This is a genomic window from Acinetobacter lwoffii (genome assembly GCF_022809915.1).
In the GTDB taxonomy this organism is placed as follows: domain Bacteria; phylum Pseudomonadota; class Gammaproteobacteria; order Pseudomonadales; family Moraxellaceae; genus Acinetobacter; species Acinetobacter lwoffii_M.
This window is the reverse complement of sequence record NZ_JALGQY010000007.1, coordinates 77,934-103,579: the sequence shown is the minus strand read 5'-3', so window position 1 is coordinate 103,579 and position 25,646 is coordinate 77,934. Positions and strand designations below refer to the sequence as shown.

General features: G+C 43.7%; 30 protein-coding genes and 1 pseudogene. 29 read left to right on the top strand and 2 right to left on the bottom strand.

Annotation, left to right across the window (positions count from 1 at the left end; genetic code table 11):
• Window positions 1-83: 83 nt before the first annotated feature.
• The 27 genes from rsmG (at window position 84) to MTX11_RS05390 (ending at window position 20,565) form a co-directional block, all read left to right on the top strand.
• Window positions 84-716, top strand: coding sequence for a 16S rRNA (guanine(527)-N(7))-methyltransferase RsmG (rsmG, locus tag MTX11_RS05520; RefSeq protein ID WP_004645477.1), 633 nt, complete (start codon window positions 84-86; stop codon window positions 714-716).
• 25 nt (window positions 717-741) lie between these two features.
• Window positions 742-1,524 carry a ParA family protein gene (locus tag MTX11_RS05515; protein ID WP_004278889.1) on the top strand — a complete coding sequence of 261 codons (783 nt, stop codon included), beginning with the start codon at window positions 742-744 and terminating at the stop codon, window positions 1,522-1,524.
• Window positions 1,521-2,408, top strand: a complete 888-nt coding sequence (locus MTX11_RS05510; protein WP_004645475.1) for a ParB/RepB/Spo0J family partition protein — start codon at window positions 1,521-1,523, stop codon at window positions 2,406-2,408. Before MTX11_RS05515 ends, MTX11_RS05510 begins: the two co-directional genes overlap by 4 nt.
• 33 nt (window positions 2,409-2,441) lie before the next feature.
• The gene (locus MTX11_RS05505) at window positions 2,442-3,080 is read left to right on the top strand and encodes a MotA/TolQ/ExbB proton channel family protein (protein ID WP_004278886.1); all 639 of its coding nucleotides are present in this window, start codon (window positions 2,442-2,444) and stop codon (window positions 3,078-3,080) included.
• 10 nt (window positions 3,081-3,090) lie between these two features.
• Window positions 3,091-3,513: an ExbD/TolR family protein gene (locus MTX11_RS05500; RefSeq protein ID WP_004278885.1), complete on the top strand. Its 423-nt coding sequence runs from the start codon at window positions 3,091-3,093 to the stop codon at window positions 3,511-3,513.
• A complete protein-coding gene (gene msbA / locus MTX11_RS05495) occupies window positions 3,513-5,240 on the top strand; it encodes a lipid A export permease/ATP-binding protein MsbA (RefSeq protein ID WP_243474570.1) in 1,728 nt (575 codons plus the stop codon). Before MTX11_RS05500 ends, msbA begins: the two co-directional genes overlap by 1 nt.
• Window positions 5,241-5,243: 3 nt before the next feature.
• Window positions 5,244-6,248 carry a tetraacyldisaccharide 4'-kinase gene (lpxK, locus tag MTX11_RS05490; protein WP_004645471.1) on the top strand — a complete coding sequence of 335 codons (1,005 nt, stop codon included), beginning with the start codon at window positions 5,244-5,246 and terminating at the stop codon, window positions 6,246-6,248.
• A gap of 12 nt (window positions 6,249-6,260) precedes the next feature.
• A complete protein-coding gene (gene kdsB, locus MTX11_RS05485; RefSeq protein WP_138742527.1) occupies window positions 6,261-7,022 on the top strand; it encodes a 3-deoxy-manno-octulosonate cytidylyltransferase in 762 nt (253 codons plus the stop codon).
• A gap of 14 nt (window positions 7,023-7,036) precedes the next feature.
• Window positions 7,037-8,017 carry a DNA polymerase III subunit delta' gene (locus tag MTX11_RS05480; RefSeq protein WP_243474569.1) on the top strand — a complete coding sequence of 327 codons (981 nt, stop codon included), beginning with the start codon at window positions 7,037-7,039 and terminating at the stop codon, window positions 8,015-8,017.
• A gap of 15 nt (window positions 8,018-8,032) precedes the next feature.
• Window positions 8,033-8,374, top strand: a complete 342-nt coding sequence (locus MTX11_RS05475) for a PilZ domain-containing protein (protein WP_004278877.1) — start codon at window positions 8,033-8,035, stop codon at window positions 8,372-8,374.
• A 27-nt stretch (window positions 8,375-8,401) separates the two neighbouring features.
• Window positions 8,402-9,175, top strand: coding sequence for a TatD family hydrolase (locus MTX11_RS05470; protein WP_005106566.1), 774 nt, complete (start codon window positions 8,402-8,404; stop codon window positions 9,173-9,175).
• A 41-nt stretch (window positions 9,176-9,216) separates the two neighbouring features.
• On the top strand, window positions 9,217-9,831 hold the full coding sequence (locus MTX11_RS05465) for a TetR/AcrR family transcriptional regulator (RefSeq protein ID WP_004278873.1): 615 nt from the start codon (window positions 9,217-9,219) through the stop codon (window positions 9,829-9,831).
• A gap of 9 nt (window positions 9,832-9,840) precedes the next feature.
• On the top strand, window positions 9,841-10,392 hold the full coding sequence (locus MTX11_RS05460; protein ID WP_243474568.1) for a type II secretion system protein: 552 nt from the start codon (window positions 9,841-9,843) through the stop codon (window positions 10,390-10,392).
• Window positions 10,382-10,933, top strand: coding sequence for a type II secretion system minor pseudopilin GspI (gene gspI / locus MTX11_RS05455; RefSeq protein WP_420909226.1), 552 nt, complete (start codon window positions 10,382-10,384; stop codon window positions 10,931-10,933). The genes MTX11_RS05460 and gspI overlap by 11 nt, the downstream gene beginning before the upstream one ends.
• Window positions 10,930-11,571, top strand: coding sequence for a type II secretion system minor pseudopilin GspJ (gene gspJ, locus MTX11_RS05450; RefSeq protein WP_243474567.1), 642 nt, complete (start codon window positions 10,930-10,932; stop codon window positions 11,569-11,571). Before gspI ends, gspJ begins: the two co-directional genes overlap by 4 nt.
• Window positions 11,572-11,577: 6 nt before the next feature.
• Complete coding sequence (gspK, locus tag MTX11_RS05445) at window positions 11,578-12,549, top strand: type II secretion system minor pseudopilin GspK (RefSeq protein ID WP_243474566.1); 972 nt, start codon at window positions 11,578-11,580, stop codon at window positions 12,547-12,549.
• A gap of 152 nt (window positions 12,550-12,701) precedes the next feature.
• Complete coding sequence (locus tag MTX11_RS05440; RefSeq protein WP_243474565.1) at window positions 12,702-13,298, top strand: 6-pyruvoyl trahydropterin synthase family protein; 597 nt, start codon at window positions 12,702-12,704, stop codon at window positions 13,296-13,298.
• Window positions 13,299-13,344: 46 nt separating this feature from the next.
• Window positions 13,345-14,058, top strand: a complete 714-nt coding sequence (ung, locus tag MTX11_RS05435; protein WP_243474564.1) for a uracil-DNA glycosylase — start codon at window positions 13,345-13,347, stop codon at window positions 14,056-14,058.
• Window positions 14,055-15,176: an enoyl-CoA hydratase/isomerase family protein gene (locus MTX11_RS05430; RefSeq protein WP_005263342.1), complete on the top strand. Its 1,122-nt coding sequence runs from the start codon at window positions 14,055-14,057 to the stop codon at window positions 15,174-15,176. The genes ung and MTX11_RS05430 overlap by 4 nt, the downstream gene beginning before the upstream one ends.
• Before the next feature lie 6 nt (window positions 15,177-15,182).
• Window positions 15,183-15,698, top strand: coding sequence for a tRNA adenosine(34) deaminase TadA (gene tadA / locus MTX11_RS05425; RefSeq protein WP_044109534.1), 516 nt, complete (start codon window positions 15,183-15,185; stop codon window positions 15,696-15,698).
• A gap of 60 nt (window positions 15,699-15,758) precedes the next feature.
• A complete protein-coding gene (locus tag MTX11_RS05420) occupies window positions 15,759-16,190 on the top strand; it encodes an SRPBCC family protein (protein ID WP_243474563.1) in 432 nt (143 codons plus the stop codon).
• Between the two features lie 17 nt (window positions 16,191-16,207).
• A complete protein-coding gene (gene cmk / locus MTX11_RS05415) occupies window positions 16,208-16,891 on the top strand; it encodes a (d)CMP kinase (protein WP_243474562.1) in 684 nt (227 codons plus the stop codon).
• A 110-nt stretch (window positions 16,892-17,001) separates the two neighbouring features.
• Window positions 17,002-18,681 carry a 30S ribosomal protein S1 gene (gene rpsA, locus MTX11_RS05410; RefSeq protein WP_005097313.1) on the top strand — a complete coding sequence of 560 codons (1,680 nt, stop codon included), beginning with the start codon at window positions 17,002-17,004 and terminating at the stop codon, window positions 18,679-18,681.
• Between the two features lie 163 nt (window positions 18,682-18,844).
• Window positions 18,845-19,150 (top strand): integration host factor subunit beta, encoded by a 306-nt coding sequence (locus MTX11_RS05405; RefSeq protein WP_004278853.1) that lies wholly within the window; start codon window positions 18,845-18,847, stop codon window positions 19,148-19,150.
• Between the two features lie 24 nt (window positions 19,151-19,174).
• A complete protein-coding gene (locus tag MTX11_RS05400; protein WP_243474561.1) occupies window positions 19,175-19,534 on the top strand; it encodes a lipopolysaccharide assembly protein LapA domain-containing protein in 360 nt (119 codons plus the stop codon).
• A gap of 36 nt (window positions 19,535-19,570) precedes the next feature.
• Window positions 19,571-20,251 carry an orotidine-5'-phosphate decarboxylase gene (pyrF, locus tag MTX11_RS05395; RefSeq protein ID WP_243474560.1) on the top strand — a complete coding sequence of 227 codons (681 nt, stop codon included), beginning with the start codon at window positions 19,571-19,573 and terminating at the stop codon, window positions 20,249-20,251.
• Between the two features lie 83 nt (window positions 20,252-20,334).
• The gene (locus MTX11_RS05390) at window positions 20,335-20,565 is read left to right on the top strand and encodes a hypothetical protein (protein WP_228127915.1); all 231 of its coding nucleotides are present in this window, start codon (window positions 20,335-20,337) and stop codon (window positions 20,563-20,565) included.
• A 121-nt stretch (window positions 20,566-20,686) separates the two neighbouring features.
• Here MTX11_RS05390 and MTX11_RS05385 read toward each other — a convergent pair whose 3' ends face one another.
• The gene (locus tag MTX11_RS05385; protein WP_243474559.1) at window positions 20,687-21,595 is read right to left on the bottom strand and encodes a LysO family transporter; all 909 of its coding nucleotides are present in this window, start codon (window positions 21,593-21,595) and stop codon (window positions 20,687-20,689) included.
• A gap of 68 nt (window positions 21,596-21,663) precedes the next feature.
• Window positions 21,664-23,161, bottom strand: a pseudogene (locus MTX11_RS05380) (flavin-containing monooxygenase).
• A gap of 144 nt (window positions 23,162-23,305) precedes the next feature.
• Between MTX11_RS05380 and MTX11_RS05375 the strand changes: the two are divergent.
• Window positions 23,306-24,313, top strand: coding sequence for a helix-turn-helix domain-containing protein (locus tag MTX11_RS05375; RefSeq protein WP_004278848.1), 1,008 nt, complete (start codon window positions 23,306-23,308; stop codon window positions 24,311-24,313).
• Window positions 24,314-24,397: 84 nt separating this feature from the next.
• Window positions 24,398-25,549: a cell division protein ZapE gene (zapE, locus tag MTX11_RS05370; protein ID WP_005247309.1), complete on the top strand. Its 1,152-nt coding sequence runs from the start codon at window positions 24,398-24,400 to the stop codon at window positions 25,547-25,549.
• Window positions 25,550-25,646: the final 97 nt, after the last annotated feature.

Below are 25,646 nucleotides of genomic sequence, written 5' to 3'. Positions count from 1 at the left end.
GAATATTCGCTAAGCACTGCCTACTGTGCCAATATAGAGAAAACGGTATACTTCCACCTAACTTTTTCGAGCGTAGATTGTTTATGCACATGTTTTTTCAAGAACTAAAGCAGGGTAGCCAGGCTTTGGGTTTAGAGCTATCTGATGAAGCTTTAAATTTATTACTCAAGTATCAGGATGCTTTGGTGCTGTGGAACAAAGCATACAATTTGACTGCAATCCGTGATCCTAAAGAAATGCTGGTCAAGCATCTACTCGACAGTTTAAGTATTTTAAAGGACTTGCCTGCGGGCAGATTGCTGGATATCGGCACAGGTGGTGGTATGCCGGGCATGATCATTGCTTTATGTCAGCCTGAGCGTGAATGTGTATTGCTGGACTCAAACGGTAAAAAAATTCGTTTCCTCAAGCAGTTTATTGCTGACCTGAAACTTAAAAATGTCATTGCCGTGCAAACGCGTGTAGAAAACGAAGACAGCATCAATGAACTGGGTCAATTTGATGTAATTACCAGTCGTGCCTTTGCATCATTAACAGACTTCGTTGATGCTTCTAAGCCATATATGCATGAGCAAACAATTATTGCCTCAATGAAAGGCTTAATTCCTGAAGATGAAGTTGCTACTTTAAAAAATGAATTTAGTTGTGAGATTATTGAACTTAAAGTTCCGCGCTTAGACGAACAGCGTCATTTACTTCTATTAAAACGTATTTAAGATTTTTAAAGGGATTGGGGACAACATGGCACAAATTATTGCGATTGCAAACCAAAAAGGTGGTGTCGGTAAAACCACAACCGCAGTAAATTTGGCGGCATCTTTAGCTGTGTTAAAAAAACGTGTTTTGCTGGTTGATATGGATTCGCAAGGCAATGCGACCATGGGGTCTGGCATTCAGAAGAATGACCTACTTTATTCGGTTACTGATGTGTTGCTGGGTGAAGTGCCGATTGAAACGGCGATCTCTAAGGCGGAAGTCGGCTACAAGGTTCTTGGGGCAAACCGTGATCTGGCTGGGGTTGAGTTGGCGATTGCAGAGCAGGAAGGGCGCGAGTTCATTTTACGGGATGCATTGCAGGAAATTGAATCCTCATTTGATTATATTATTGTTGATTGTGCACCGAGTCTTAGCCTGATTACTGTCAATGCTTTGGCAGCCGTGGATGGTGTGCTGATTCCAATGCAGTGTGAATATTATGCACTGGAAGGTCTGGCGGATTTAACCCAAACCATCGATCGGATTCAGCAAGCATTGAATCCAGATCTGCAAATAGTTGGTGTATTACGCACCATGTACGATGCACGCAATGCATTGACCCGTGACGTATCTGAAGAATTAGAACAATATTTTGGTAAAAAACTGTATGAAACCGTGATTCCACGAAATATCCGTCTGGCTGAAGCGCCGGCGCACGGTTTGCCAGTGATTTATTTTGAAAAAAGTTCAAAGGGTGCGGTTGCTTACTTAAATCTGGCAGCTGAAGTATTAAAGAAAAGCAAAGTGAAAAAAGGAAGTAAAGCATGACCGTCAAGAAACGTGGACTCGCCAAAGGTCGTGGCTTGGATGCCTTGCTGGGATCAATTCAAAAAGAAAAATTACAGATGGAAGCCCAAGGCATTGATCATGGTCAGCTAAAACAGATCGATGTAAACTTGCTCAAGCGCGGTGAATACCAGCCACGCCGTTATATTAACGAGCAGGATTTGCAAGAACTGGCGGCATCGATTGAAAAGCATGGCATCATGCAGCCAATCGTGATCCGACCGGTTGACGATGAGCGCTATCCGTATGAAATTATTGCAGGTGAGCGTCGCTGGCGTGCGGCACAGTTAGCGGGTTTAACCGAAATTCCTGCGATTGTACGGGATCTGAATGATCAGGTTGCCATTGCACTGGCGCTGATTGAAAACATTCAGCGTCAAGATCTGAATCCGATTGATCAGGCGCTGGCCTTACAGCGTTTCCATGAAGAATTTGGTTTAAGCCATCAGGAGATTGCAGATACCGTTGGTAAAGCGCGTACGACAGTGAGTAACCTGCTTCGTTTGCTCAGCTTGGCTGAAGAAGTGAAAGACTTTATGCAACAAGGTTTGCTGGATATGGGGCATGCACGTGCGATCTTAACCTTAAAAGCTAAAGATCAGCTCAAAGTTGCAGATATCGTAATTGAAAAAAGTCTGTCTGTGCGTCAAACCGAGCAGTTAGTCCGTGATTTCAATACACCTAAACAAGAAAAAGTAAAAGAAGCGGTAGCACCAGATATTCAGCAATTGACCCAGCGCCTTTCAGAGCGTTTCAGTGCAGATGTTAAAATTGACTATAACAAGCAAGGTAAAGGGAAACTGGTTATTAGCTATCACTCTTTAGAAGAACTTGATGGCATTCTTTCTATTTTAGAAGATGAATAATTTATATATTTTTTTTATTGGGGAATAAATTAGATGTGGGAATTGGTTAAAGCCGGTGGTTGGCTCATGCTGCCCCTGGTCTTGTGTTCTATCTTTATGCTGGCGATTTCGATCGAGCGCCTGATCCGCCTGAAAAAGAACGTAGTACTTCCGTCGATCCTGTTGATGGGGCCTTCGCAAAATACAGCACAAGTCATGCAAAAAATGAATCAAAGTGCGGCCTTAAAGCAAAGCACTTTGGGCCGGGTATTGGCTGCGGGCTATACTAGTAAGCCGCAGGGTGAGCAGTATGCTCGCGCGCAGATGGAAGTGGTGGCGTCACAGGAAATCGGTTATCTGGAAAAAAATATTAATTTTCTGGGCACGTTGAGTGCAGTTGCGCCTTTACTCGGTTTGTTGGGGACCGTACTTGGGATTATTGAGTCTTTCCTGATGATCGATGTGGGAACTGGAAGTGATCCGGTCTTGATGATGCCCGGTATTTCCAAGGCTTTAATTACCACGGCAGCCGGTATGCTGATTGCAATTCCTGCACTGTTTGCTCACCGTTATTTTCAGCGTCTTGTTCAGGAATATGTGGCTGAACTTGAGCAGCAAGCGACTTTGTTTCATGCGGATCTTTTTTATCGTAATCATGCAGACATAGATCAAGACATGCAAAAAGCCAGCTAGGAGGCGGATGATGAAATTCAAACGCAACCAGGTGGAAGATGTACATATTAATCTGACACCGATGATTGATTGTCTGCTGTTTATTCTGGTCTTTTTACTTTTGTCGACGACATTTAGCCAAATGAGCCGAATGAATCTGACCTTGCCGGATGCGCAAGGTGTACCGCCTAAAAGCTATGATCAGAAAGTTGAAGTGATTGTGGATGCCAATGGTCATTACGCAGTCAATGGTCAATCCTTGGCCAGTAAGGAAGTCGCGGATTTAAATACTGCAATTAAACAGATTTCTAATGAACGCCGTGATTTAATGTTTGTCATTGCAGCTGACGCAAAAGCCAGCCATCAGGACGTGATTCGTGTCATGGATGTGGCCGGGCAGCTCGGCTTTGTAAATATTAATATCAGTACCAAAGTACCCACCCGAGGTTATTAGTGAAGCACGATTTTAAGGTCTATCTTCGCCTTTTAAGTTATTTAAAACCGTTTTGGGGCATTGCATTGCTTGTCCTGCTGGGTTTTTCTATTAATGCTGCTACGGAAGTCTCTGTCGCTAAATTACTGGAATATATTATTGAGGCGATTCAAAATAAAGACCAGAGTTTCACATCACTTTTCCCGTTTTTAGTGGTCATACTCATGTTCTTCCGGGGCCTGGGTTTGTTCATGGGTGGATATTTTACTGCGGTAATTTCCCGGAATCTGGTATTCAACATCCGTCAGGAAGTTTTTGCAAAATTGCTGCGTTTACCGTCCCAGTATTATCTGGATAATACCAGCGGGCATATTACTGCCAAAATCATGTATAACGTCGAACAGCTAACCGCTGCTTCAACTGAAGCTTTAAGAACCTTGTTGCAACAAGGTTTGATCACTCTGGCATTATTAGGCTACCTGTTGTATACCAACTGGCGTCTGACCATGTGTATCCTGATTTTTGCACCCGTCATTGGCTTTATTATCAGTAAAGCTGCAAGACGGATGCGTAAATTATCGCAGCAAGTGCAAGACACCATGGGTGATGTAAACCATGTGGTGCAGGAAACGGTGAATGCCAACCTGATCGTCAAGGGTTTTGGAGGGCAAAGTTATGAGCAGGAACGCTTTAAACAGAACTCGCTGGAAAACTTGCGTCGTGGCTTGAAAATGGTCGCTGTACAACAGTTGAATAGTCCTGTGGTTCAGCTGATCATGTCGATTTCACTGAGTATTGTGATGTTTATTGCCTTGCGTCCGCAAATTCTGGGTGATACCTCTGCGGGTGAATTTGTCGCTTATATTACTGCGGCGGGTATGCTGGCAAGACCGATCAAAGCCTTGACGGATATCAATGAAAAAATTCAACGTGGTATGGCTGCGACTCATTCGGTATTTGAATTGCTGGATATGCCTGAAGAAAAAAATACCGGGACTTTAACGGATAGCCTGAAAGGCGATATCGAGTTTAAAGATGTCAACTTGATTTATGATGATGGCCATCATGCTATTCATGACTTTAATTTGCAGGTCAAGGCCGGTGAAACAGTAGCGCTGGTAGGACGTTCTGGTGCAGGAAAAAGTTCTCTGGTGAATCTGCTGGTGCGTTATCAGGATGCAACTTCTGGGCAGATCTTGCTGGATCAGAAACCGATTGAAGATTTTGAAATTACCGCCTTGCGAACCCAGATTGCTATGGTGAACCAGCAAGTAGTACTGTTTAATCGTACCGTGCGGGAAAATATTGCTTATGGTCAGCTCGAAGGTGCTTCCGATGAAGATATTATCGCGGCAGCAAAGGCAGCCTATGCGCATGATTTTATTATGGCACTACCGCAAGGTTATAATACTCAGCTGGGTGCTCAGGGTTTAAACCTGTCTGGTGGCCAGCGTCAGCGCATCGCCATCGCGCGAGCAATTTTGAAAAATGCCTCTATTCTGATTCTGGATGAAGCGACCAGTGCGCTGGATAACGAGTCGGAATACTTTATTCAGCGTGCCTTTGATAAAGCCATGCAGGACCGTACCACCATCGTAATTGCACATCGTCTATCGACGATTGAAAACGCGGATCGTATTGTTGTCATGGATCAGGGCCGTATTGTTGAGCAGGGCAGTCATGCCGAACTGATTGCGCTACATGGTGCTTATTATCAGTTGCATCAGCGTAACTTTGAGGAACAGTAACTTATGGCACTGGCACAAATCATTCAGGATGCTTGGAATGCACAGGCAAAGTGGCTGGTGGTGCTGCGTCCTTTGTCATGGTTGTATCGCCTGGGTTTTGTCAGCAATCACTGGCTTTATCAAAAAGGCATTAAAAAAAGTTATAGTGCACCAATTCCCGTTATGGTAATTGGTAACATCACAGTCGGTGGTAGCGGTAAAACACCTTTGTTGATTCATCTGGTGGATTATTTAACCGAGAAAAATGTTCGGGTAGGCGTGATCAGTCGAGGCTATGGCGGCCAAGGTCCATTTCCTGCCTATGTCGACTTTAATACCTTGCCGGAGATTGTCGGAGATGAGCCTGCCTTGATTGTACAGGCAACAGGCGTGCCGATGGCAGTTGGTCCCAACCGGCAGAAAAGTATCGAGTTATTGCTGCACAAACATGAACTGGATCTGATTATCTGTGATGATGGCCTGCAGCATTGGGCCTTGAATCGCCAGATTGAGTGGATTGTGCTGGATAATAATCGCGGTCTGGGTAATCAGAAACTGCTTCCAGAAGGTTATCTACGTGAACCAGTGACCCGTTTGAAAACGGGAACCGTAATTGAGCATTCGGCTAACCCAAGCTCTGAACTGCATATGCATCTGGCTGCATCACAGCCTTATTTGCTTAATCAGGACAACAATAAAATCTTTGATCCTCAAGCGGCTTTTTATGCGGTAGTCGGCATTGGCTTTCCACAGCGGTTTTATCAGACCTTGCAAAATTTAGGCATAGAACAATTTCAGTGTCATGAGTTTCCAGACCATCATGACTATGACATTGAAGATTTACAGTTCGATGATAACAATCCGATTATTACCACTGAAAAAGACGCAATAAAAATTATGGCGCTACTTAAACAATATCCAGATTTTAAACAGGATATCTGGGTGGTGCCAGTCGATGCAGTCCTATCGCCAGCCTGCTATACAGTCTTGCAGCAACAGTTACAACAATACGGTATTCAAATTTCTTAAGGCTCATTCATTATGAAACACATTGTTATTCCTGCACGTTTCGCCAGTTCACGTTTACCGGGTAAACCTTTGCTGGACATTCATGGTCGTCCCATGATTCTGCGGGTAGTGGACCAAGCCAAAAAAGTGCAAGGTTTTGACGATCTGTGTGTGGCAACTGATGATGAGCGTATTGCAGCCGTTTGCCGTGCTGAAGGCATTGATGTGGTGATTACCTCAGCGGATCATCCTTCAGGCACAGACCGCTTGAGTGAAGTGGCTCGAACTAAAGGCTGGGCCAGTGATGACATCATTGTCAATGTACAGGGGGATGAACCTTTACTGCCGGCGCAACTGGTAAAACAGGTTGCTCAACTCTTGGAAGATCAGCCTGAATCTTCCATGTCGACGCTATGTGAGCCGATCCATCAACTGGATGAATTCAAACGCGACAGCATTGTAAAAGTTGTCATGTCAAAACAGCAGCAGGCACTGTATTTTAGCCGTGCTACCATTCCTTATGACCGTGATGGCGCGAAACTCGCTGAACCGAAGCTGCATGATCAGGCCTATCGTCATTTAGGTCTATATGCCTATCGGGTAAAACTGTTGCAAGAATATGTGACCTGGGAAATGGGTGTGCTGGAGAAACTGGAATCTCTAGAACAGTTACGGGTACTGGAAAATGGACACCGTATTGCCATTGCGGTGGCTGAAGCCAATTTGCCGCCAGGGGTAGATACTCAGGAAGATCTGGATCGCCTGAATCAGATGGATCTTTCCCATTTTGCCTAAGAAGAGTCAAATACATGCCTTTTGATGTCAATGCACATATCTATCCATGGCAGCAACAGGTTTGGGAAACCCTGACCGGGCGCTTTCCCAAGCTTGGACATGGTTTATTGTTTTATGGAAAAAAAGGCTGTGGTAAAGAAGCGTTTACCCAACAGTTTCTGGCTTGGGTGTTATGCCTGAATCATCAGCCTGCCGGGCCATGTGGTGAATGCAGTAGCTGTCAATGGTTAAAGGCAGACACCCATCCCAACTATGTGCATATCAGTACCGATGACGACAATAAAAAACAGAATGCCAAAATCAAGATCGAGAAGATTCGCGATCTGCTGCCTTTTGTGCAACAGACTGTAGATGGCTGGCGCGTGATTGTGATTGAGCCGGCAGAAGCCTTGAATATTGCCTCTGCCAATGCCTTACTCAAAACACTGGAAGAACCCGGTGATAATACGGTCATTATTTTACTGGCGAATCATTATTTAAAATTGCCCGCGACTATACGCAGTCGTTTGCAGCATTTTGCTTTGGACCGGATTTCCGCAGAACAATTTAGCGATTATGTCCAGAATCAGCTCCCAGATGCAGGTGCTAGCCAACAACAGTTATTGATGAACCTGTCCAATCAGATGCCGTTACAGGCACTAGAGGTTGCACAAAGTGCCTGGCTGCCACTACGTCAGGAATTCCTGCAAGACTGGCAAAAACTGGTCATGCAAAAAAATATGCCGATGGCAATTGCGACCAAATGGAATAAAAACCTGAATTTTGGTGACTTTGCTCAAATGTTTGAATACTTGTTGTCCGATTTAATTTGTGTCAAGCTAAATCAGACGGTGAAAAACATTGACCTTGAATTCAATGTACTTGCCGAACAATATTCATTAGAAGCACTTTTTAAAATTTATGAAGATTTTCAGCGCGCTAAACAATTCCTTGAACAGAATGTCCAAAGCAATCTGGTTATTGATGAATTGTTTATCAAGCTGATGAATCTTTAATTAAGGGGAAATCACATGCAACCACGTATGGGCGGTATTATTCAGGCCAATATTCCTGACATTGAAACACTGTTTGCCAGCTATATGCCTTATGTTGTGGGTGGTGGGCTTTTTATTCCTTCCAAGCAGCCGGTCAAACTGGGCGAAGAGGTTTTTGTATTGACGACTTTGCCTGACCAGACCCAGAAAATTCCTTTAACCGGTAAAGTCATCTGGGTCTCGCAAAAGCAGAATGGCATCAAGCCACAAGGCTTTGGCATCCAGTTAAGCGGTGAAAAAGGCGTTTATTTTAAAAATGAAGCAGATCGTCTGGTTGCAGGTCTTAAATCTGAAGGACGTAAAAGTTACACTATGTAGTTAATTTACCCTTGGTAGGAACGCATCGTGTTTGTAGATACTCATTGTCATTTAACCCTGCTTGATTTGACACCATATCATGGTGACCTGGATCAGGCATTGGCTCAGGCTCGTGAAGCCGGTGTTTCCAAATTCATGAGTATCTCGGTCGATCTGGATGATCATATCGAGCTGGCCAAAATTGCCGCGCGTCATGCAGATGTCGGATATACCGTTGGCGTACATCCTTGCGAAGATGCTGCAACCATGGCGCGTGCCACGACTGAATATCTGGTCGAACTGGCGCAACCGGAGAAAGTCTGGGCACTCGGTGAAACAGGTCTGGACTATTATCACAGTACCGATTTTATTGCAGAGCAAAAAGCCTGTTTCGCCCGGCATATCCATGCGTCACAAATCACCAAAAAACCTGTAGTCGTTCATACCCGTTCCGCCAAGCATGATACCGTCGATATTATTCGCGCGGAAAAATCTACGCATGGCATCCTGCACTGTTTTACCGAGGACTGGGAAACCGCTAAAGCAGTACTGGATTGCGGCTATTATGTGTCATTTTCCGGAATTGTTTCATTTAAAAATGCGCAGGATCTGCGTGATGTCGCCAAACAGGTTCCGCTGGATCGTGTGCTGATTGAAACCGATAGTCCTTATCTTGCGCCAATGCCGTATCGTGGCAAATCTAATGAGCCTAAATACGTTCCTTATGTAGCCAAAGCGCTTTGCGATGTATATGATAAGTCGCTAGAAGAAATGGCTTTTATCACAAAGCAGAACTTTGAAAATCTTCTGAATTTAAAGTAAATAAAGTTATATAAAGTACAAAGAGAGTTTATAGGGTGAAGATGGATCGTCAGGCTCAGTTTCGAGCAAGAGAAACCTTGATTTTTCAAGTTGCAGAACAGCTCCTGTTGGAAAATGGTGAAGCAGGAATGACGCTAGATGCGCTGGCTGCCGAGCTTGATCTGGCCAAAGGGACACTTTATAAACATTTTCAGAGTAAAGATGAGCTGTACATGTTGCTGATTATCCGAAATGAGCGCATGTTGCTGGAAATGATTCAGGATAGCGATAAAGCCTTTCCTGAACATCTGGCCTTCTTTATGCTGCATCATTTACATCATCCGGAACGAACCGTGCTGTTTCATCAGATTGAAGAACGCCTGTCGACGACTGGGGTTGGAATCCAGCACCTTTTTAGCGAACTTTATCAGGTGCGCAAACAGCGTTTACGCCTGATTATCCGTATGACAGAAACTTATCTGGCTTCTATTAATAGCCGCATGTCAGTACGCGATTATTTGGCTTCGATCTGGTCGCTGACCCATGGTGCAGCCGCAATTCTCAATTCCAGTTTCTATCAGCGTTACTTGGGTTCACGCGATACCTTGCGTGTGGCCTATATCGATCAGGCGCTGGCTTTGCCCAAGCAGGTGCATTCTGCCGACCAGTTTGTCTAAGGTTGTCCTATGATCAGATCACCTCACAGTGCAGTTCGTGGCTTTACCTTAATCGAATTGATGGTGGTGATTGTGATTATGGGGATTATGGCGTCACTAGTGCTGCTCAATACCAGTGGTGTCGATCAGCGCAAAGCAATGCAGGCACGGGAAATTTTATTAGTAGACTTGCAACGGGTGCTACGCGAGGCCAATGACCAGTCTAGAATACTCGCGCTTGACGTTCAGCCAGCAACAGATGTCACGCCATTTCGTTATGGAATTATAGAATATCGTTCAGCAGCGCAGACTGAACAGAACCTGCAAAATGAGAAATGGCAGAGTTATGCAGATTTCAAATTGCGTAATTTACCTGATCATATTTCCTTTCAGATTCAGGCACTGGAACAGCAGCGTTACGCCAGAGCACAAAACCGTGACCTGACTCAGGCGAATTCACCTCAATTCATCTGGCTCGGCAATGGTGAAGTCAAACCGGTGCGGATTCAATTCTTTTTGGAAGACCGTGAAGTGGGTGCTGCGATTGAGATTGATCATCTGGGTAAAATCAATGAAATCTAGATATTTCAAGCAGAGCGCTGGGTCTGGTGTAATCAAGTTGTTTAAGGCGAGTGTTCATGGATTTGATCATGTGTGCTGCAAGCATAGGACTTCGTCTTGCGCTGCTATCGGACTTTCTTGCGCGACAATGTCGCTCAGGTCGAGTGTTACTCGACTTAATCGTGCCTCAGGTTTTACCTTATTGGAAGTCATGGTGGCCCTGGCAATTTTTGCGACCGCAGCCATGACCTTGACCAAAGTCGCAATGCAATATACCCAGTCGACCTCGAATGCCATTCTACGTACCAAGGCCCAATTTGTTGCCTTAAATGAAGTGGCACAAATGGAAATTAATCAGGAATGGATGGAAGGGACGGCTTCCAAACAGCTGACCCAGCAAGGTGAAACCTGGCAGATTGATAAGCGCAGCGAACCGACGGTCAGTCCGAATGTACAACGGATCGAGCTGCAGGTGAGTCTGGTTAATCAGGACAGTGGTCAGGTGGAATCTGGTATCACCAGCCTGATGTTCTTTAATCATCGTATGAACAATACTCCATGAAGCCTAAAGGATTTACCCTGGTTGAATTAATGGTCGCAATTGCGATCTTTGCGGTGCTGTCTGCTTTGGGCTGGAAAGTTTTTGATTATATTGTCAAAACCAAAGATCAGAATGTGATTCATGAACAGCGTTTAGGTCAGTTACAGCAAACCTATCAGCAGATTCTGCGAGATACCGTACAGGCAGTACCCTTAACGGCCAATATCAATGGCGATATTCAGCCGGCTCTAGTGCTACAGAACGGACGCTTTAATTTCAGTAAAACTGGAGTGACTGACCCTTTGGAAGAGGGGATTTCCCCAGATGAGCGCATTGAATATCAGTATCGAGCTGATGAGCAGAAACTTTATCGCTTGAAATACCGGAACCTGAATCAGACAGGTCAAGATCAGCCCGAATCCAGTGTTTTATTGTCGGAAGTGGAACAATTCCAGATCGTCGTACTCAATCCGAATGAGCTCACGCAATGGCCAGATGCTTCTAATGATCTGAATCAGTTAGAGCAGAAGCAAAGGTTGCCTAAAGGGGTTAAAATCAATTTAACCGTGAATGGCGTCAGTTATGAATGGATGTTTAGTTTATTAAATACGGACTTTTTGCTTGATACTCAGAACACCGGTCAACCCAGCTCAGAATAATAAGAAATGAAAATGAATAAAACGATCATGATCAAGCAGCAGCAGGGCATTGCACTGATTACCATTCTGGTGATGGTAGCGCTAGCGACTATTTTGGCGGCCACGATTGCCCAGCGTCAGGCTGCAACTGCTGAAAGCACTGCCTATTTGATGCGACAAAACCAGTCTCTCATGTATGCCAAGAGTGCTGAGGCCTTTTTTTCTGAATTGCTGGTCGATGATGCTGAAAATGCTGTAGAGGTCGACCATCTGCAGGAAACCTGGGCGCAGCCCATGCCGGCTTTTCCGGTAGATGATGGTTATGTCTCTGGAATAATACAGGATGAGTCAGGCAAGTTTAATTTAAATAGCCTGATCACTGCCGAAGGCACAGTCAATGAAAATGCCAAAACATGGTTCGAGCTGATTTTAAAACGTACCGGTTTGCCGGTACAGCTGAGTGAAGCAGTCATTGACTGGCAGGATGCAGACGAGCTGGTCAGTGGGGGCATGGGCGCTGAATCTAACTATTATCAAGGCTTGCCCAATGCTGCTTTGCCACCGAATGCAAAATTTCACAGCGTAGAAGAATTAAAGCTGGTACGCGGTTTTGAAGAGAATAAATATAGGCTGATAGCACCTTATCTGAGTACTGCACCGGTGCAGGAGAGTCCGGTCAATATTAATACGGCTTCAGCTTTTCTTTTGGCCAGTATGGATGAAAAGCTGGATGTGAATGCAGTGCAGCAATTGCTGGATCAGCGTCAGGCCAACTTGGAGCACTTTTCTAATGTATCTGATCTGTGGTCACTGGAGCCTTTCGCTCAGGTTGATGCGGACAAGCGTAATCTGTTTAACAGTTTGCTTGGGGTGCAATCCAATTATTTTAAAGCCCGAATCGAAGTGGTCTTAAGTGAACGCAAGCGCCAATTCAACAGTGATCTGGTTCGTCAGGACAAACAGGTTTATGTGGCATACCGCAGCATGGCGCCATTTTAATTTTAGCTCATGAATTGTACAGGCTGGATAAGCGCAAATGCCGGGCTGATGCCTTTTCCCTATCATGCTAAACAGCAAAATTAATCCTCAAAGCTTTACTTTTGCTTTATAATCAAAATTAATTCACCTATTTTTTGACGACATTACGGCATATGTTAATTCGTAAGTTATTTAAGTTTGAGAATGCTCATATTGTGCGTAACTGCACGTCAGATCGCTGTAAGCGTTCGATACATGGCCATAGTTATAAAGTCGAGTTATTGCTAAAAGCCTCGAAGCTAGATCATGGTCAAATGGTCTATGACTTTGGTCTGCTTAAAGGTGTGATTAAGGATTTCTTTGATTCTTTCGATCATGCCATCTGCTTTTGGAAAAATGACGATCCGGAATATATTCAGGCCTGCAAGAATTTCAGTGCGCGCTGGGTGTCTTTGCCGGTATCGCCATCAGCAGAACAGTTTTCACGTATTTTCTTCTTTCTGGCACAGCAGGTGCTGGCATCGACCGTGACTCAAAATGGTGAAGGCGATGTCGAAGTCTATTCTGTGATTGTGCATGAAACCGACACCGGCTATGCACAAAGCTTTTTAGAAGATATTCAAAATGAACAAATGGGCATCCTTAGTCTGGAGCAACTTGAGTTTTCTGAACAGGTGCAAGCTGAATGGACAGATCCGGACATGTTCGCCAAGCTCAAACAGGGCATACCATTTCATAACCCTACAGTAGATTTACAGGTACAGATTTAAAGTCTGCGTGACTTTAAATCCATTGACATAGATTTAGGATTGAAGAATGTCTTTAAATGAACAGCAACTGGCCAAGCTGAATAAAGTTCAGTTGGATGAAAGCTGGAAATATGGATTGAGTGAATTTTTGCTCAGTCCGAAAATGGATGAATTAAAAGCGTTTCTCGTTGAAGAAAAAAAAGCAGATAAAATCATTTATCCTCCCAATCATCTGATTTTTAATGCTTTGAATACCACACCGCTAGATCGGGTAAAAGTGGTGATTTTAGGGCAAGATCCTTATCATGGCCCAAATCAGGCGCATGGATTAAGCTTTTCCGTGCAAAAGGGGGTTGCATTACCACCATCTTTGCGTAATATTTTTCATGAGTTACATGCTGATGTTGGGGTTGAAAGACCGAAGCATGGTGACTTGACGCATTGGGCAGAGCAGGGTGTGCTTCTGTTAAATGCAGTACTGACCGTAGAAGCAGGTCAGCCGACTTCACATCAAAAGCGCGGTTGGGAAGAATTTACCGATCACGTCATTGATGTATTAAATGAACAGCGTGAACATATTGTCTTTATTCTTTGGGGCGCATACGCACAGCATAAAGGACAGCGCATTAATCAAGACAAGCATCTCGTGTTAAAGGCAGCACATCCATCGCCTTTGGCCGCAAACCGTGGTGGTTTTTTTGGTTGTAAAGTATTTTCAAAATCGAATAATTACCTCAAACAACATGGCATTGAGCCTATAGATTGGCAGCTGGACGCATGAAATATTCTCCCCTTACTAAACATTATCATCCGGATTTGATTGTTGAAGAAGCGCACAATGGCTGGCGTATCGTTCGTTTAAATCGCCCGAAATCTTTGCATGCGCTGGATGAATCGATTGCTTCCGCACTCTTGGAAGTATTTCAGGACTTTCATCATGATGACAGCGTAAAAGCAATCTGGCTGGATTCAACCACACCGAAAGCGTTCTGTGCGGGTGGGGATGTACGTAAACTGCGTCAGTTAGTGATTAATGATGAAGTCGCGGCTGCCAATAAGTTCTTTGAACAAGAATATGCACTTGATCTGTTATTGCATAATTATGCCAAACCCGTTTTAGTCTGGGGTGAAGGTTATGTGATGGGCGGTGGCTTGGGCCTGTTTATGGCAGCGCCTTTCCGTTTAGTGACACCATATTCACGTTTGGCCATGCCTGAAATCAATATCGGTTTGTATCCAGATGTGGGTGCAACCCGCTTTCTGGCGGATCGTGGTGCGATTGGTTTATTCACAGGCTTGACTGGTTCGATCATGACTGCTGCGGGTGCTTATGGGATTGGTTGGGCAACGCATATTTGTGATGCACAGCGTGATTCAGTGTTGGATAAAGTCATTAATATCGACTGGGAGCATTATCCTGCGGGTGACTTCCGTGCCATTGATGACACCCTGAACAGTATGCACCGTCCGGTAGGCCCGGGACCGCTACAAAACTCTCTGGACGTGATTCATAGTGTTTGCCGTGGCATCAACTTTGAGCATGATTATGAGTCGATAATTGGCCTGAGTGATGCACGCAGTGACTGGTTGCGTCAGGCCAGTGAAAACCTGAAAAAAGGTTCACCAACCACCGCAGCCTTGACCTGGCTATTATGGCAATGGGGTAAGCAGGTGCATTCCTGGAATGAAGTTTTCGAACTGGAAGTTCAAATTTCTGACTGGAAAATCCGTCATCATGATTTTGTCGAAGGTGTGCGTGCACGTCTGGTTGATAAAGACCTTAGTCCTGAGTGGAAAAAAGGTGCAGATATGAGCTTGAAAGGGATCCTGTCTGGGAATCCTCCAGTTACGACTATTGAAAGCTGGAATGAGCTGCTCAAGCATTATGGTGTGATTTAAGCTTCAATGTCCGAAACACAATTTACAGATGAATACTGGATGCAGCGTGCTTACGAGCAGGCTGCACTTGCTGCTGCACAGGGAGAAATCCCAGTCGGGGCAATTATCGTCAGTCAGAATCAGATCATTGGTCAGGGATTTAATGCGCCCATCTCGTTGAATGATCCGACTGCGCATGCTGAAATTGTTGCACTACGTGATGCCTGTCAAAACATCCAGAATTATCGTTTACCTGATGATGCAGTGCTTTATGTGACTTTAGAGCCGTGCACCATGTGTGTTGGTGCGCTGGTGCATTCACGGGTTTCACGGGTAGTATTTGGCGCATTTGAAGCGAAAGCAGGTTCACTGGTGAGTGCGCGTCAACTGTTTGAAACCGGTTATTATAATCACGTATTTTCTTTCGAGGCAGGCTGCATGCAGCAGCAATGCTCTGAACAGCTCAGTGCATTTTTTAAGTTGCGTCGCGAGCAGAAACGACAATTCAAGTTACAAGAAAAGTTATTAAATACGCAGAAGTAAATTTACTTTATCCGCTAAAATTTTCCCACTTTCAAATATCTGCAATCTTCAGGAACAATAATGAACAGCATCCAAGTAAAAAAAGAATTCCCAGCAGCCCTTGATGATGTCTTCAATTTGATGTCCAAGCATGCCACCTATAATATTGCCTTCGCACCGATGCAGGTCGAACGAATCAAGGATTCTGCGGATGCTGAATATCCTGATGGACTCGGTTCAGTACGTGCAATGGGTATGGGGCCAGTGAAGCCGCTGAATGAACAAATTACCTTGTTCGAGCCAAATAATCGCATCGAATATCAGATTATTAAAAATCCATTGATCAAGCATCATTTAGGCATTATTGAATTTGAAGCACTGGCTGATGACAAAACGTTAGTAACTTATACGATTGAATTGCAGGCACGTGCGCCTTTTGTGAGTAAATTAATCCTTGCACAGTTACAGGCAGCGATTAAACTAGGCCTGACAAAACTCGCAAAATCTGTTTAAACAACAACGGGAAAGCAATGACAGTTCAAATTATTACCATTGATGGTCCAAGTGGGTCTGGCAAGGGCACGTTAGCAGCGAAACTGGCTGCACATTATCAGTTTCACTTATTGGATTCTGGTGCTTTATACCGCCTTTTGGGTTTGTCATTGCATCACCATGATTTGCTGGATTCGCTAGACACGAAATTGCCAGAATGCGTACAAATCGCAACAAATTTAGATATCCAGTTTGTCAGTACCGACACCGGGGTGCAGGTGTGGCTGGATGGTGAAGATGTGTCCCAAACTATTCGAACTGAACGGGTAGGAGAGTTTGCTTCAAAAGTTGCAGCAATTCCTGAGCTTAGAACAGCGATGGTTTCACGTCAGCATGCCTTTGCACAGGCGCCTGGTCTGGTAGCAGACGGACGTGATATGGCGACAAGTATCTTCCCGAATGCTCAGGCAAAAATATATTTGACGGCCTCGGCTGAATCACGCGCGCAAAGACGTGTAAAGCAGTTGCAGGGCATGGGGCTGGATGTTAAAATAAGCGACATTTTAGCTAATATCATCGCTCGCGATAAACGAGATATGGAACGCGCTGTCGCTCCACTCAAGCCTGCGGATGATGCTTACATTATCGATAGTTCAGATTTGAATATCGATGAAGTATTCCAGCTGATGACCACTTATGTGGATCAGCAGTTAGCAAATTAACCCAATTTTATCAGCAAACGCATAGCTTGATCAGTTTTATATGGACTATGTAGATGCTTAATTAAACCGGCCTTGTCTGATCCAAGACCGCTGACTTTATCGGAAATATCATGACCGAATCTTTTGCAGCCCTCTTTGAAGCAAGCGAATTAAACCTCAACGTTGAAAAGGGTGCAGTTATCCAGGGCGTTGTAGTAAGCATTGACTCTGATTGGGTAACTGTTGACACTGGCCTTAAATCTGAAGGCGTTGTTGACCGTGCTGAGTTCTTAAATGAACAGCGCGAACTTGAAGTTCAAGTTGGCGACACTGTAGACGTAGTTGTTGAAGCACTTGACAACGGTATGGGTCAAACAGTTCTTTCTCGCGAAAAAGCTAAACGCGCAGAAACTTGGACTAAACTTGAAAAAATCTTTGAAGACGGCGAAATCGTTACTGGTGTTATCTCTGGTAAAGTTAAAGGTGGTTTCACTGTTGACATCGGTCCAGTACGTGCGTTCCTTCCAGGTTCTTTAGTTGATACTCGTCCTATTCGTGATACTACTCACCTAGAAGGCAAAGAGTTAGAATTCAAAGTAATCAAACTTGACGCTAAACGTAACAACGTTGTTGTTTCACGTCGTGCTGTTATGGAAGCTGAATCTTCAGCTGACCGTGAAGCTCTTCTTGCTCAGCTTGAAGAAGGTCAAACAGTTACTGGTACGATCAAAAATCTTACTGACTACGGCGCATTCGTTGACCTTGGCGGTATTGATGGTCTTCTTCACATCACTGACATGGCTTGGAAACGTATCAAGCACCCTTCAGAAGTTGTTGAAGTGGGTCAAGAAGTTACTGTTAAAGTACTTAAATTCGACCGCGAACGTAACCGTGTTTCTCTAGGTCTTAAACAGCTTGGCGAAGATCCATGGTTAGCGATCATGAACCGTTACCCTAAAGGTTCAATCGTTAAAGCGCGCGTAACTAACCTGACTGACTACGGTTGTTTCGCTGAAATCGCTGAAGGCGTTGAAGGTTTAGTACACGTTTCAGAAATGGATCACACGAACAAAAACATCCACCCATCTAAAGTTGTTCAGATTGGTGACGAAGTTGATGTTATGGTTCTTGAAGTTGATGAAGAACGTCGTCGTATTTCTCTTGGTATCAAACAAACTCGTGCTAACCCATGGGAAGAGTTTGCTAAAGATCACGACAAAGGCGAAAAAGTTTCTGGTACGATCAAATCTATCACTGACTTCGGTATCTTCATCGGTTTGCCAGGCGGTATCGACGGTCTAGTTCACTTGTCTGATATTTCTTGGAACGAACAAGGCGAAGAAGCGATTCGTCGTTACAAGAAAGGCGACACTGTTGAAGCAGTTATCCTTTCTGTAGACGCTGAAGGCAACCGTATCAGCCTTGGCATCAAGCAAATGAACAACGATCCGTTCAATGACTTCCTTGCTGCTAACGAACGCGGTGCGTTGGTTAAAGGTACTGTAACTGCAGTTGACGCTAAAGGCGCTACTGTTAAGTTAGCTGACGAAGTTGAAGCGACTCTGAAAGCATCTGAAATCAACCGCGACCGCGTTGAAGATGCAACTAAGTTCCTTGAAGTTGGTCAAGAAGTTGAAGCGAAGATCATCAACGTAGATCGTAAATCTCGCGCAATCAACTTGTCTATCAAGGCGAAAGACGAAGCTGAAGAGAAAGAAGCAGTTGCTAACTTGAAAACAGCTCCAGCTGCTGGTCAAGACAATGGTCCTAAGACGATTGGTGACCTGATCAAAGCTCAAATGGGCAACTAAGTAAGCGTTTGAATTGTATTGTTAATGTAAGTTAACTAATACTTTTTATACAAATACTGTAAACGGTAGCGTAGTATTTAATTATTGCGCTACCGTTTTGTATTTAAACAGGTTATTATCGGGAAATAGATCCCAAGTAGCTTGATAATTAAAGAGGTCGCAGATGACTACTGAAGCACTTAATAAGTCTGACTTAATAGAGCGTATTGCGTTAAAAAATCCGCATTTGGCTGAGCCTTTAGTGGAAGAAGCAGTTAAAATTATGATTGATCAAATGATAGAAGCATTATCAACTGACAATCGTATCGAGATTCGTGGATTTGGTAGTTTTGCATTGCATCACCGTGAACCGCGCGTAGGTCGTAACCCTAAAACTGGTAAATCAGTAGAAGTGGCTGCAAAAGCAGTTCCGCACTTTAAACCAGGCAAGGCACTTCGTGACGCTGTGAACGAGTCTGCACAAAAATAATTGTAAATATTTTGCGGGGTGTTCATGCGTTACGTTCTGGTCATTCTTTTATTGGTACTGTTTGGTTATTCATTAGCTTTGGTTTTGCAAAACGGTACCGAATTGTCAGTGGACTTGTTATTTACTCAAGTTCCCGCAATGCGCCTGGGATTATTACTTCTCCTCACGTTATCTTTAGGTGTCGTTTTGGGCCTGTTATTGGGCGTTCAGATCTTCCGGGTTTTTCAGACGAATTGGGAAATAAAACGACTGCGTAAAGACATTGAATATCTACGTAAGGAACAGTTGAATACAGCCAAGTTAATGGCCGCTGAAGCAGCAGCCCATACCCGGCATGAAAAAACTGTATTAGATATTACCAATGAAAATCAAAGCCCATTATAATGGGCTTATTTTTTGCCTATATGAAGGGGTAATCTCTTGAGTATCATCGTCGCACTAGATGCCAAAAGCCAATTTGATGCCTTAGCCATTGCAGAACAGTTAGATCCTGCCTTGTGTCGACTAAAAGTTGGTAAAGAGTTATTTACCCATGAAGGTCCAATCATTGTCAAAGCACTTCAAGATAAAGGCTTTGATGTATTTCTGGATCTGAAATTTCATGATATTCCAAATACAACAGCACAGGCTGTATGCGCGGCAGCAGATTTGGGTGTGTGGATGGTGAATGTGCATGCATCAGGTGGTCGTAAGATGATGGAAACCTGTGTAGAGCGTTTGCAAGCAGGTAATTATAAGACTCAGTTGATTGCAGTAACTGTATTGACGTCAATGGGCCGTGAAGACTTGAAAGATATTGGTCTGGATATTGAACCAAATGAGCATGTAAAACGTCTGGCACAACTAACAAAAGATAGTGGTCTACATGGTGTCGTCTGCTCAGCTCAAGAAGCGAAAATGTTGCGTGAAACGATTGGAAAAGACTTTGCATTGGTGACACCCGGCATTCGTCCAGAAGGGTCGAATGCAGATGACCAGAAACGTATTGTGACACCGAAACAGGCAATGATAGATGGCTCAACACATCTGGTAATTGGTCGCCCGATTACTCAGTCTAAAAATATGCGCCAAACCTTAAAAGATATTTTGGCAACGCTTTAATATGGTTTGAATGACAAAAAGCCTTTCAGTCGAAAGGCTTTTTTTATATATCGAAAAAATTGGTTATAAAATAAAAAGGAAAAATGGTGACTTCATCTGAACCACAATTAGAAAAAGCACAGAATGACATAATTCAAAATATTCAACAGGCGGAACAGCTTAAGCAACAAAAACAGCAACAACAAAAGGCAAGCTCAGCAGATTGGACAGCGGGGATCGATGTGGTCAGTTTTGCATCTGATGCCATCAGTCTTGCTTCAGATGTTATTGAAACAGTAGGCGATGCCTTAAGTGATATTGATTTAAGTTTTTAGTCAGCTCTGCCGGCCCCTTGCTTGTGCTTCGTTTTAAAATTCTGCTTTTAAACTGAATCAGGGAGGAGAGTCCCTCTTTATAAAAGAGGAATTTAGTGAGATTGAGAAAGTGATAAAGTTATTAAATCGCTGCCAGTATACTCACCATGACTGGTGCTAACAGTGACAAAATAAAACCACTGACCATGGCATGTGGAATAAAATCATGCCCGCAGGCTTGTTTAACCATCGGCAGAGTCACATCCATCGCAGTTGCACCCGCTGCGGAAATGGCCGATCTTGGATATCTCCAACCCATACAATACATCAGTAAGATGGCAAAAATTTCTCTAAACAGGTCATTCATCAGGGCGATACTGCCGAGTTCTGCATTTCTGAGTTCTGTTACGACAACACCTGACATTGAGTAAAATCCATAGCCTTGTGACAGCATGATCAAATCTTTTAGACTGATGTCTGTATTCCAGAATGAATAAAGCATGACTGCAAATAATGAACCAAAAATACAACCAATCGGAACTAAGAGAATTTTAAAATTTAACCAGGAACGATCTAAAGGTGAATAAGCCAGATCCAGGCCAATCATGAACATAAATACCAGCAACAAATGCCAGGTGCTGATTTGCAAGGATAGATCAAACAGATTCAAGCCCGCATGTAAACAATATCCACCTGCGAGAGCTAAAAAAGCATAGCTCATATTCAGCAAGGATTTAACTACCAGATCGAGAGATACCCGGCCTGAACTCGGAAGAAAACCTGCCCATTTAAATAGTAGGTAACAAAATGCAAAAGCGCCGAGTGAGGTTAGAAAGGCAATACTAATTGACGTACTCAAAATCTGGAGAGGATGCTGTAATTCATCTACCAGTTGTGAAAATTCAAAGGCAATTGCAATCAATAAAACATAGCTAAAATAGGGCAATAGCTTGAAACAGATTTTAATAATCGAAATCGGAATTCGTTTTGCCATGGCAAAACCGAGTGCTAGACAGAGTAGAAGCTGGAAGATGAGCCAAAGCGATTGCATAAGTTTAATGGATTGAAAAAATTACCTATAAATTATGCCACCGCTTGATGCCAGATGGTAAAAAGCTTTTAGGTGACTTTATTCAATAATCGATAATCCGCGACATTTGGCTTTTTTGTTTTGAGCCAGTATTTCCAGGTATAAGTTGGCCATAAGGCAAAGTTCTTGCTGCCTTCCTGCTGATACCAGCTGACACAGCCAGATTGCCACACGGTCTTTTCAAACATGTGTTGCACCTGCTGATTAAATGTATCTTGTGCCTGGTCTTTGACCATGATGGCATCGCTTTGGAATTGATCGACCAGTTGCATCAATTGCAAAATATATTCGACTTGTGCCTCAATCATAAAAATCACAGAGTTGTGCGCCAATAAGGTATTTGGGCCCAGTAACTGAAACAGGTTTGGAAAGTCTTTCATGCAAATTCCATAATAGCTTTCAGCGCCTTGTTTCTAGACTTCATTCAGCTCTGCACCATCGAGCCCGGTACATTGAAAATTCTTCATATAGATACGTGGATCGGTAATGAATCCGGTGCCATAAATCAGGCAGTCAATCGGCCGTTCTTTTCCATCTTGTGTAATGATACTGTGTTCAGTCAGTTCCTGAATCTTCTCGGTCACCAGTTCTACATTGTGGCGGTTAAAAGTCGGGAAGTATTTATTCGAAACCAGAATACGTTTGCAGCCCATGATGTAATCGGGAGTCAATTTTCTGGCCAATTCAGGATTTTTAACCTCATATTTAATGAGTAGTTCTGCCAGTTTTTGGGTGAATTTCATAATGCCCGGTTTGACAATCGGTACGACACGCGATTCATTTGACCAATACAGGCGGGCACGGTGTAGCTTTCTAAACCAGTCATATTTTTTAAAGAGTTTCTTTTCAAGATTCGGGTAGGCACGTTCATCCCGAGGAATGACCCAAGCCGCAGTACGTTGCATGACATACAGTTGTTTGCATTGCGGGGCAATTTCCGGAATATATTGAATGGCACTGCCACCTGTCCCAATGGATGCAACATTTTTGCCAGTCAGATCATAAGTATGATCCCATTGCGCAGAATGAAAAACTTTGCCCTGAAATTTCTCAATACCTGGAATATATGGAATCTGCGGAATATGTAAAGGTCCGGAAGCGAAGATCACAAACTGGGCTTAAAGGATACTTTGATCCTGTAGCTGCAATTGCCACAGACAGCGCTCTGCCTGGTAATGTGCTGCCAGTACCTCGGTATTTAAACGGCAAAAAGCACGCAGGTTATAATCGGTCACCAGATCCTGAATATAAGAAAATATCTCGGGTGCTTCCGCATAACGTTTGGACCAATTGCTTTTCGGTGCAAATGACAAGGAATATAAATGTGATTGCACATCACAGGCTGCTCCAGGGTACTGATTGTCCCGCCAGGTTCCGCCAAAATCGTTACCTTTTTAAAGAATAATCAAAATCATAAATACCATGCTGTTGTAAACGTATTGCCATGGCGATACCGCCGAAACCTGCTCCAATAATGGCAACTTTGGTATGAGGGTGAGGGCGTATAGCGGTAGCATGATCTAGCATCAGTACTTTTCTTACTTATTTTAATGTTGGATATTTATCGTAATTCGCTCCTTGATGATTAGATAGAAAATTGATCTAAACGGCAATAGCCGACACATTATTTTTATAGTACAACTAGAGCAATCACATTGTATTTGTATGGTTATGAAACGTTCTGTTCTCAGTCTGATGTATTTGATTCAAGGGATGCGCAAGGCTGGCATGGAAGTCGATCAGAAACTGCAAAACATTGGGCTGCGTGTAGATGCCTTTGATCCAAGTTCGGTGATCCATCCGAGTCTGGAACATGATGTGCTTAAGGTGGTGGGACAGGAAATCCAACCTGAACAGGGATTATTGATTGGTCAGCATTATGCTTTGGCAGGTTATGGTCCCTTACTCATGTTGCTGGTGACCAGTCCTACAGTACGCGATGCACTGAACCAGGTGATCCGTTTTCAGCAGTTGACCCATTTGACCGGTCAGTTGGATTTGCAGCAAAGCGAGCATCATAGCGCGCTGTGTTATCGAGCAAAGCAGCAGGATGATCATTTGGGAATGTTGCTGGCACAGGCGGAGATTTCCGGAACGTTTAAGTTTATCCGGGAAATTTACAAATTGATGGGCTTATCCAAACCTGATTTGCGGATCGAGTTGCCATTTGCCTATCCAGAAGATCTGAATACCTTAAAGGTCTATCATGATTATTATGGAACACAGGTACAGTTTGATGCATCTCGGGCAGCATTCTGGTTTGATGAAGCAGTGCTGGATATTAAAATTCCTTCTGCAGATGCGGTCACTTTTGCTGTCTATGAAGCCAAATGTCTGGCTGAACTGGAGCGTTTGCAACAGGATGAGCAGACGCCGACTGTGGTGCAGCGTGTGCAGGATTATCTGGAAATCCAAAGCGGCCTGATGCCGAGCATGGCTGAAACGGCACAGGCGTTGAATATTCCGGAACGAACCTTGCGGCATCAGTTACAGCAGTGTGATACCAGTTATAAGCAGATTCGCGAAGAAATTATTAAAGATAAGGCTTTGCGACTGATTGAATATAAACAGTATTCGATTGAAATGATTGCAGAATTATTAGGCTATTCCGAGCCGGCCGCTTTTAACCATGCCTTTAAACGCTGGTTTGGGCAAAGTCCTCGGCAATATATAAAATAGCCTAAGTTAGTTTATGCCAAAGTGTTATAGCGTGTTGATTAAACTCCGCTATAATTAAATTGATCCCAAATAGTACGAAATTCTATGTCCGATTTTAATTCACAGCACAGCACCGCTTTTAGTCCGATTTCTCCTGCAGAACGTTATGCACAAGCGATCTCTTCGGGACAGTTTATGCCTGATGAAGCACAGGCAATGGCAGTACATGAACTGAATCGTGTCTGGCTGGAATTGATTCAGCGTTTTAAGGCATCGAAAAAAGCATTTCGCCGCTTTCGCCGTCAGACATCTCCGAAAGGGGTGTACATGTGGGGTGGTGTGGGGCGTGGAAAAACTTGGTTAATGGATCAGTTTTACGATTCGATTCCGTTTCGCCGTAAAACCCGGATGCATTTTCACCATTTTATGCAGCATGTGCATCGTGAGTTAAACAAATTATCCGGACAGCGTAATCCGCTAGATATCGTGGCGGATCGAATTTATAAAGAAGCGGTCATCATCTGTTTTGATGAATTTTTTGTGTCTAACGTGACGGATGCAATGATCCTGAGCGATCTGTTCCAGAAGCTGTTTGAACGTGGTATCACCTTGGTCGCTACTTCGAATATCGCACCGGACGGTTTATATAAGAACGGCATTCACCGTGACCGTTTTATGCCTACCATCGAACTGGTCAAGAAAAACTGTGTGGTCTTAAATGTCGATGCCGGAGTCGATTACCGTCTACGGGTTTTGAAACAGGCACAACTGTTTAAATTCCCGTTAACACATGATCATAAAAACTGGATTGCTCAACGTTTTAGCGCTTTGACCCAGACTCAGACCTGTTCTGAAGAGCCAATTATTATCAACAACCGTATTGTTGAAACCGTGTCACATACTGAAGATGTATTGTGGTGTGAATTTTCTGAACTGTGTTTAAAGCCACGCAGTCCGGCTGATTTTATTGAAATCGCCAATATTTATAATACGGTTTTGGTGAGTAATGTACCGCATCTGACCGATTTCCTGAATGATGGAACGCGCCGTTTTATTTATCTGGTCGATGAATTTTATGACCGTGGCGTCAAGTTACTCTTAACCTCAGAAGATAATATCGTGGATATTTATCAAGGTGAAAAACTGGCCTTTGAAATTGAACGGACCCGTTCCCGTTTGCTGGAAATGCAGTCGGATGAATACCTGAATTCTGAACATCGCCAGATTGAGAAAATCGCCTCCGTGAACGGAGACTAAGAATAAAAGCGCTGGTTATTTACTGGCGCTTTTTTTATAAAAATAGGTACTTAAATTATCGACAAGCCTGATCAAACATGGCTTAATCTTGATCTAA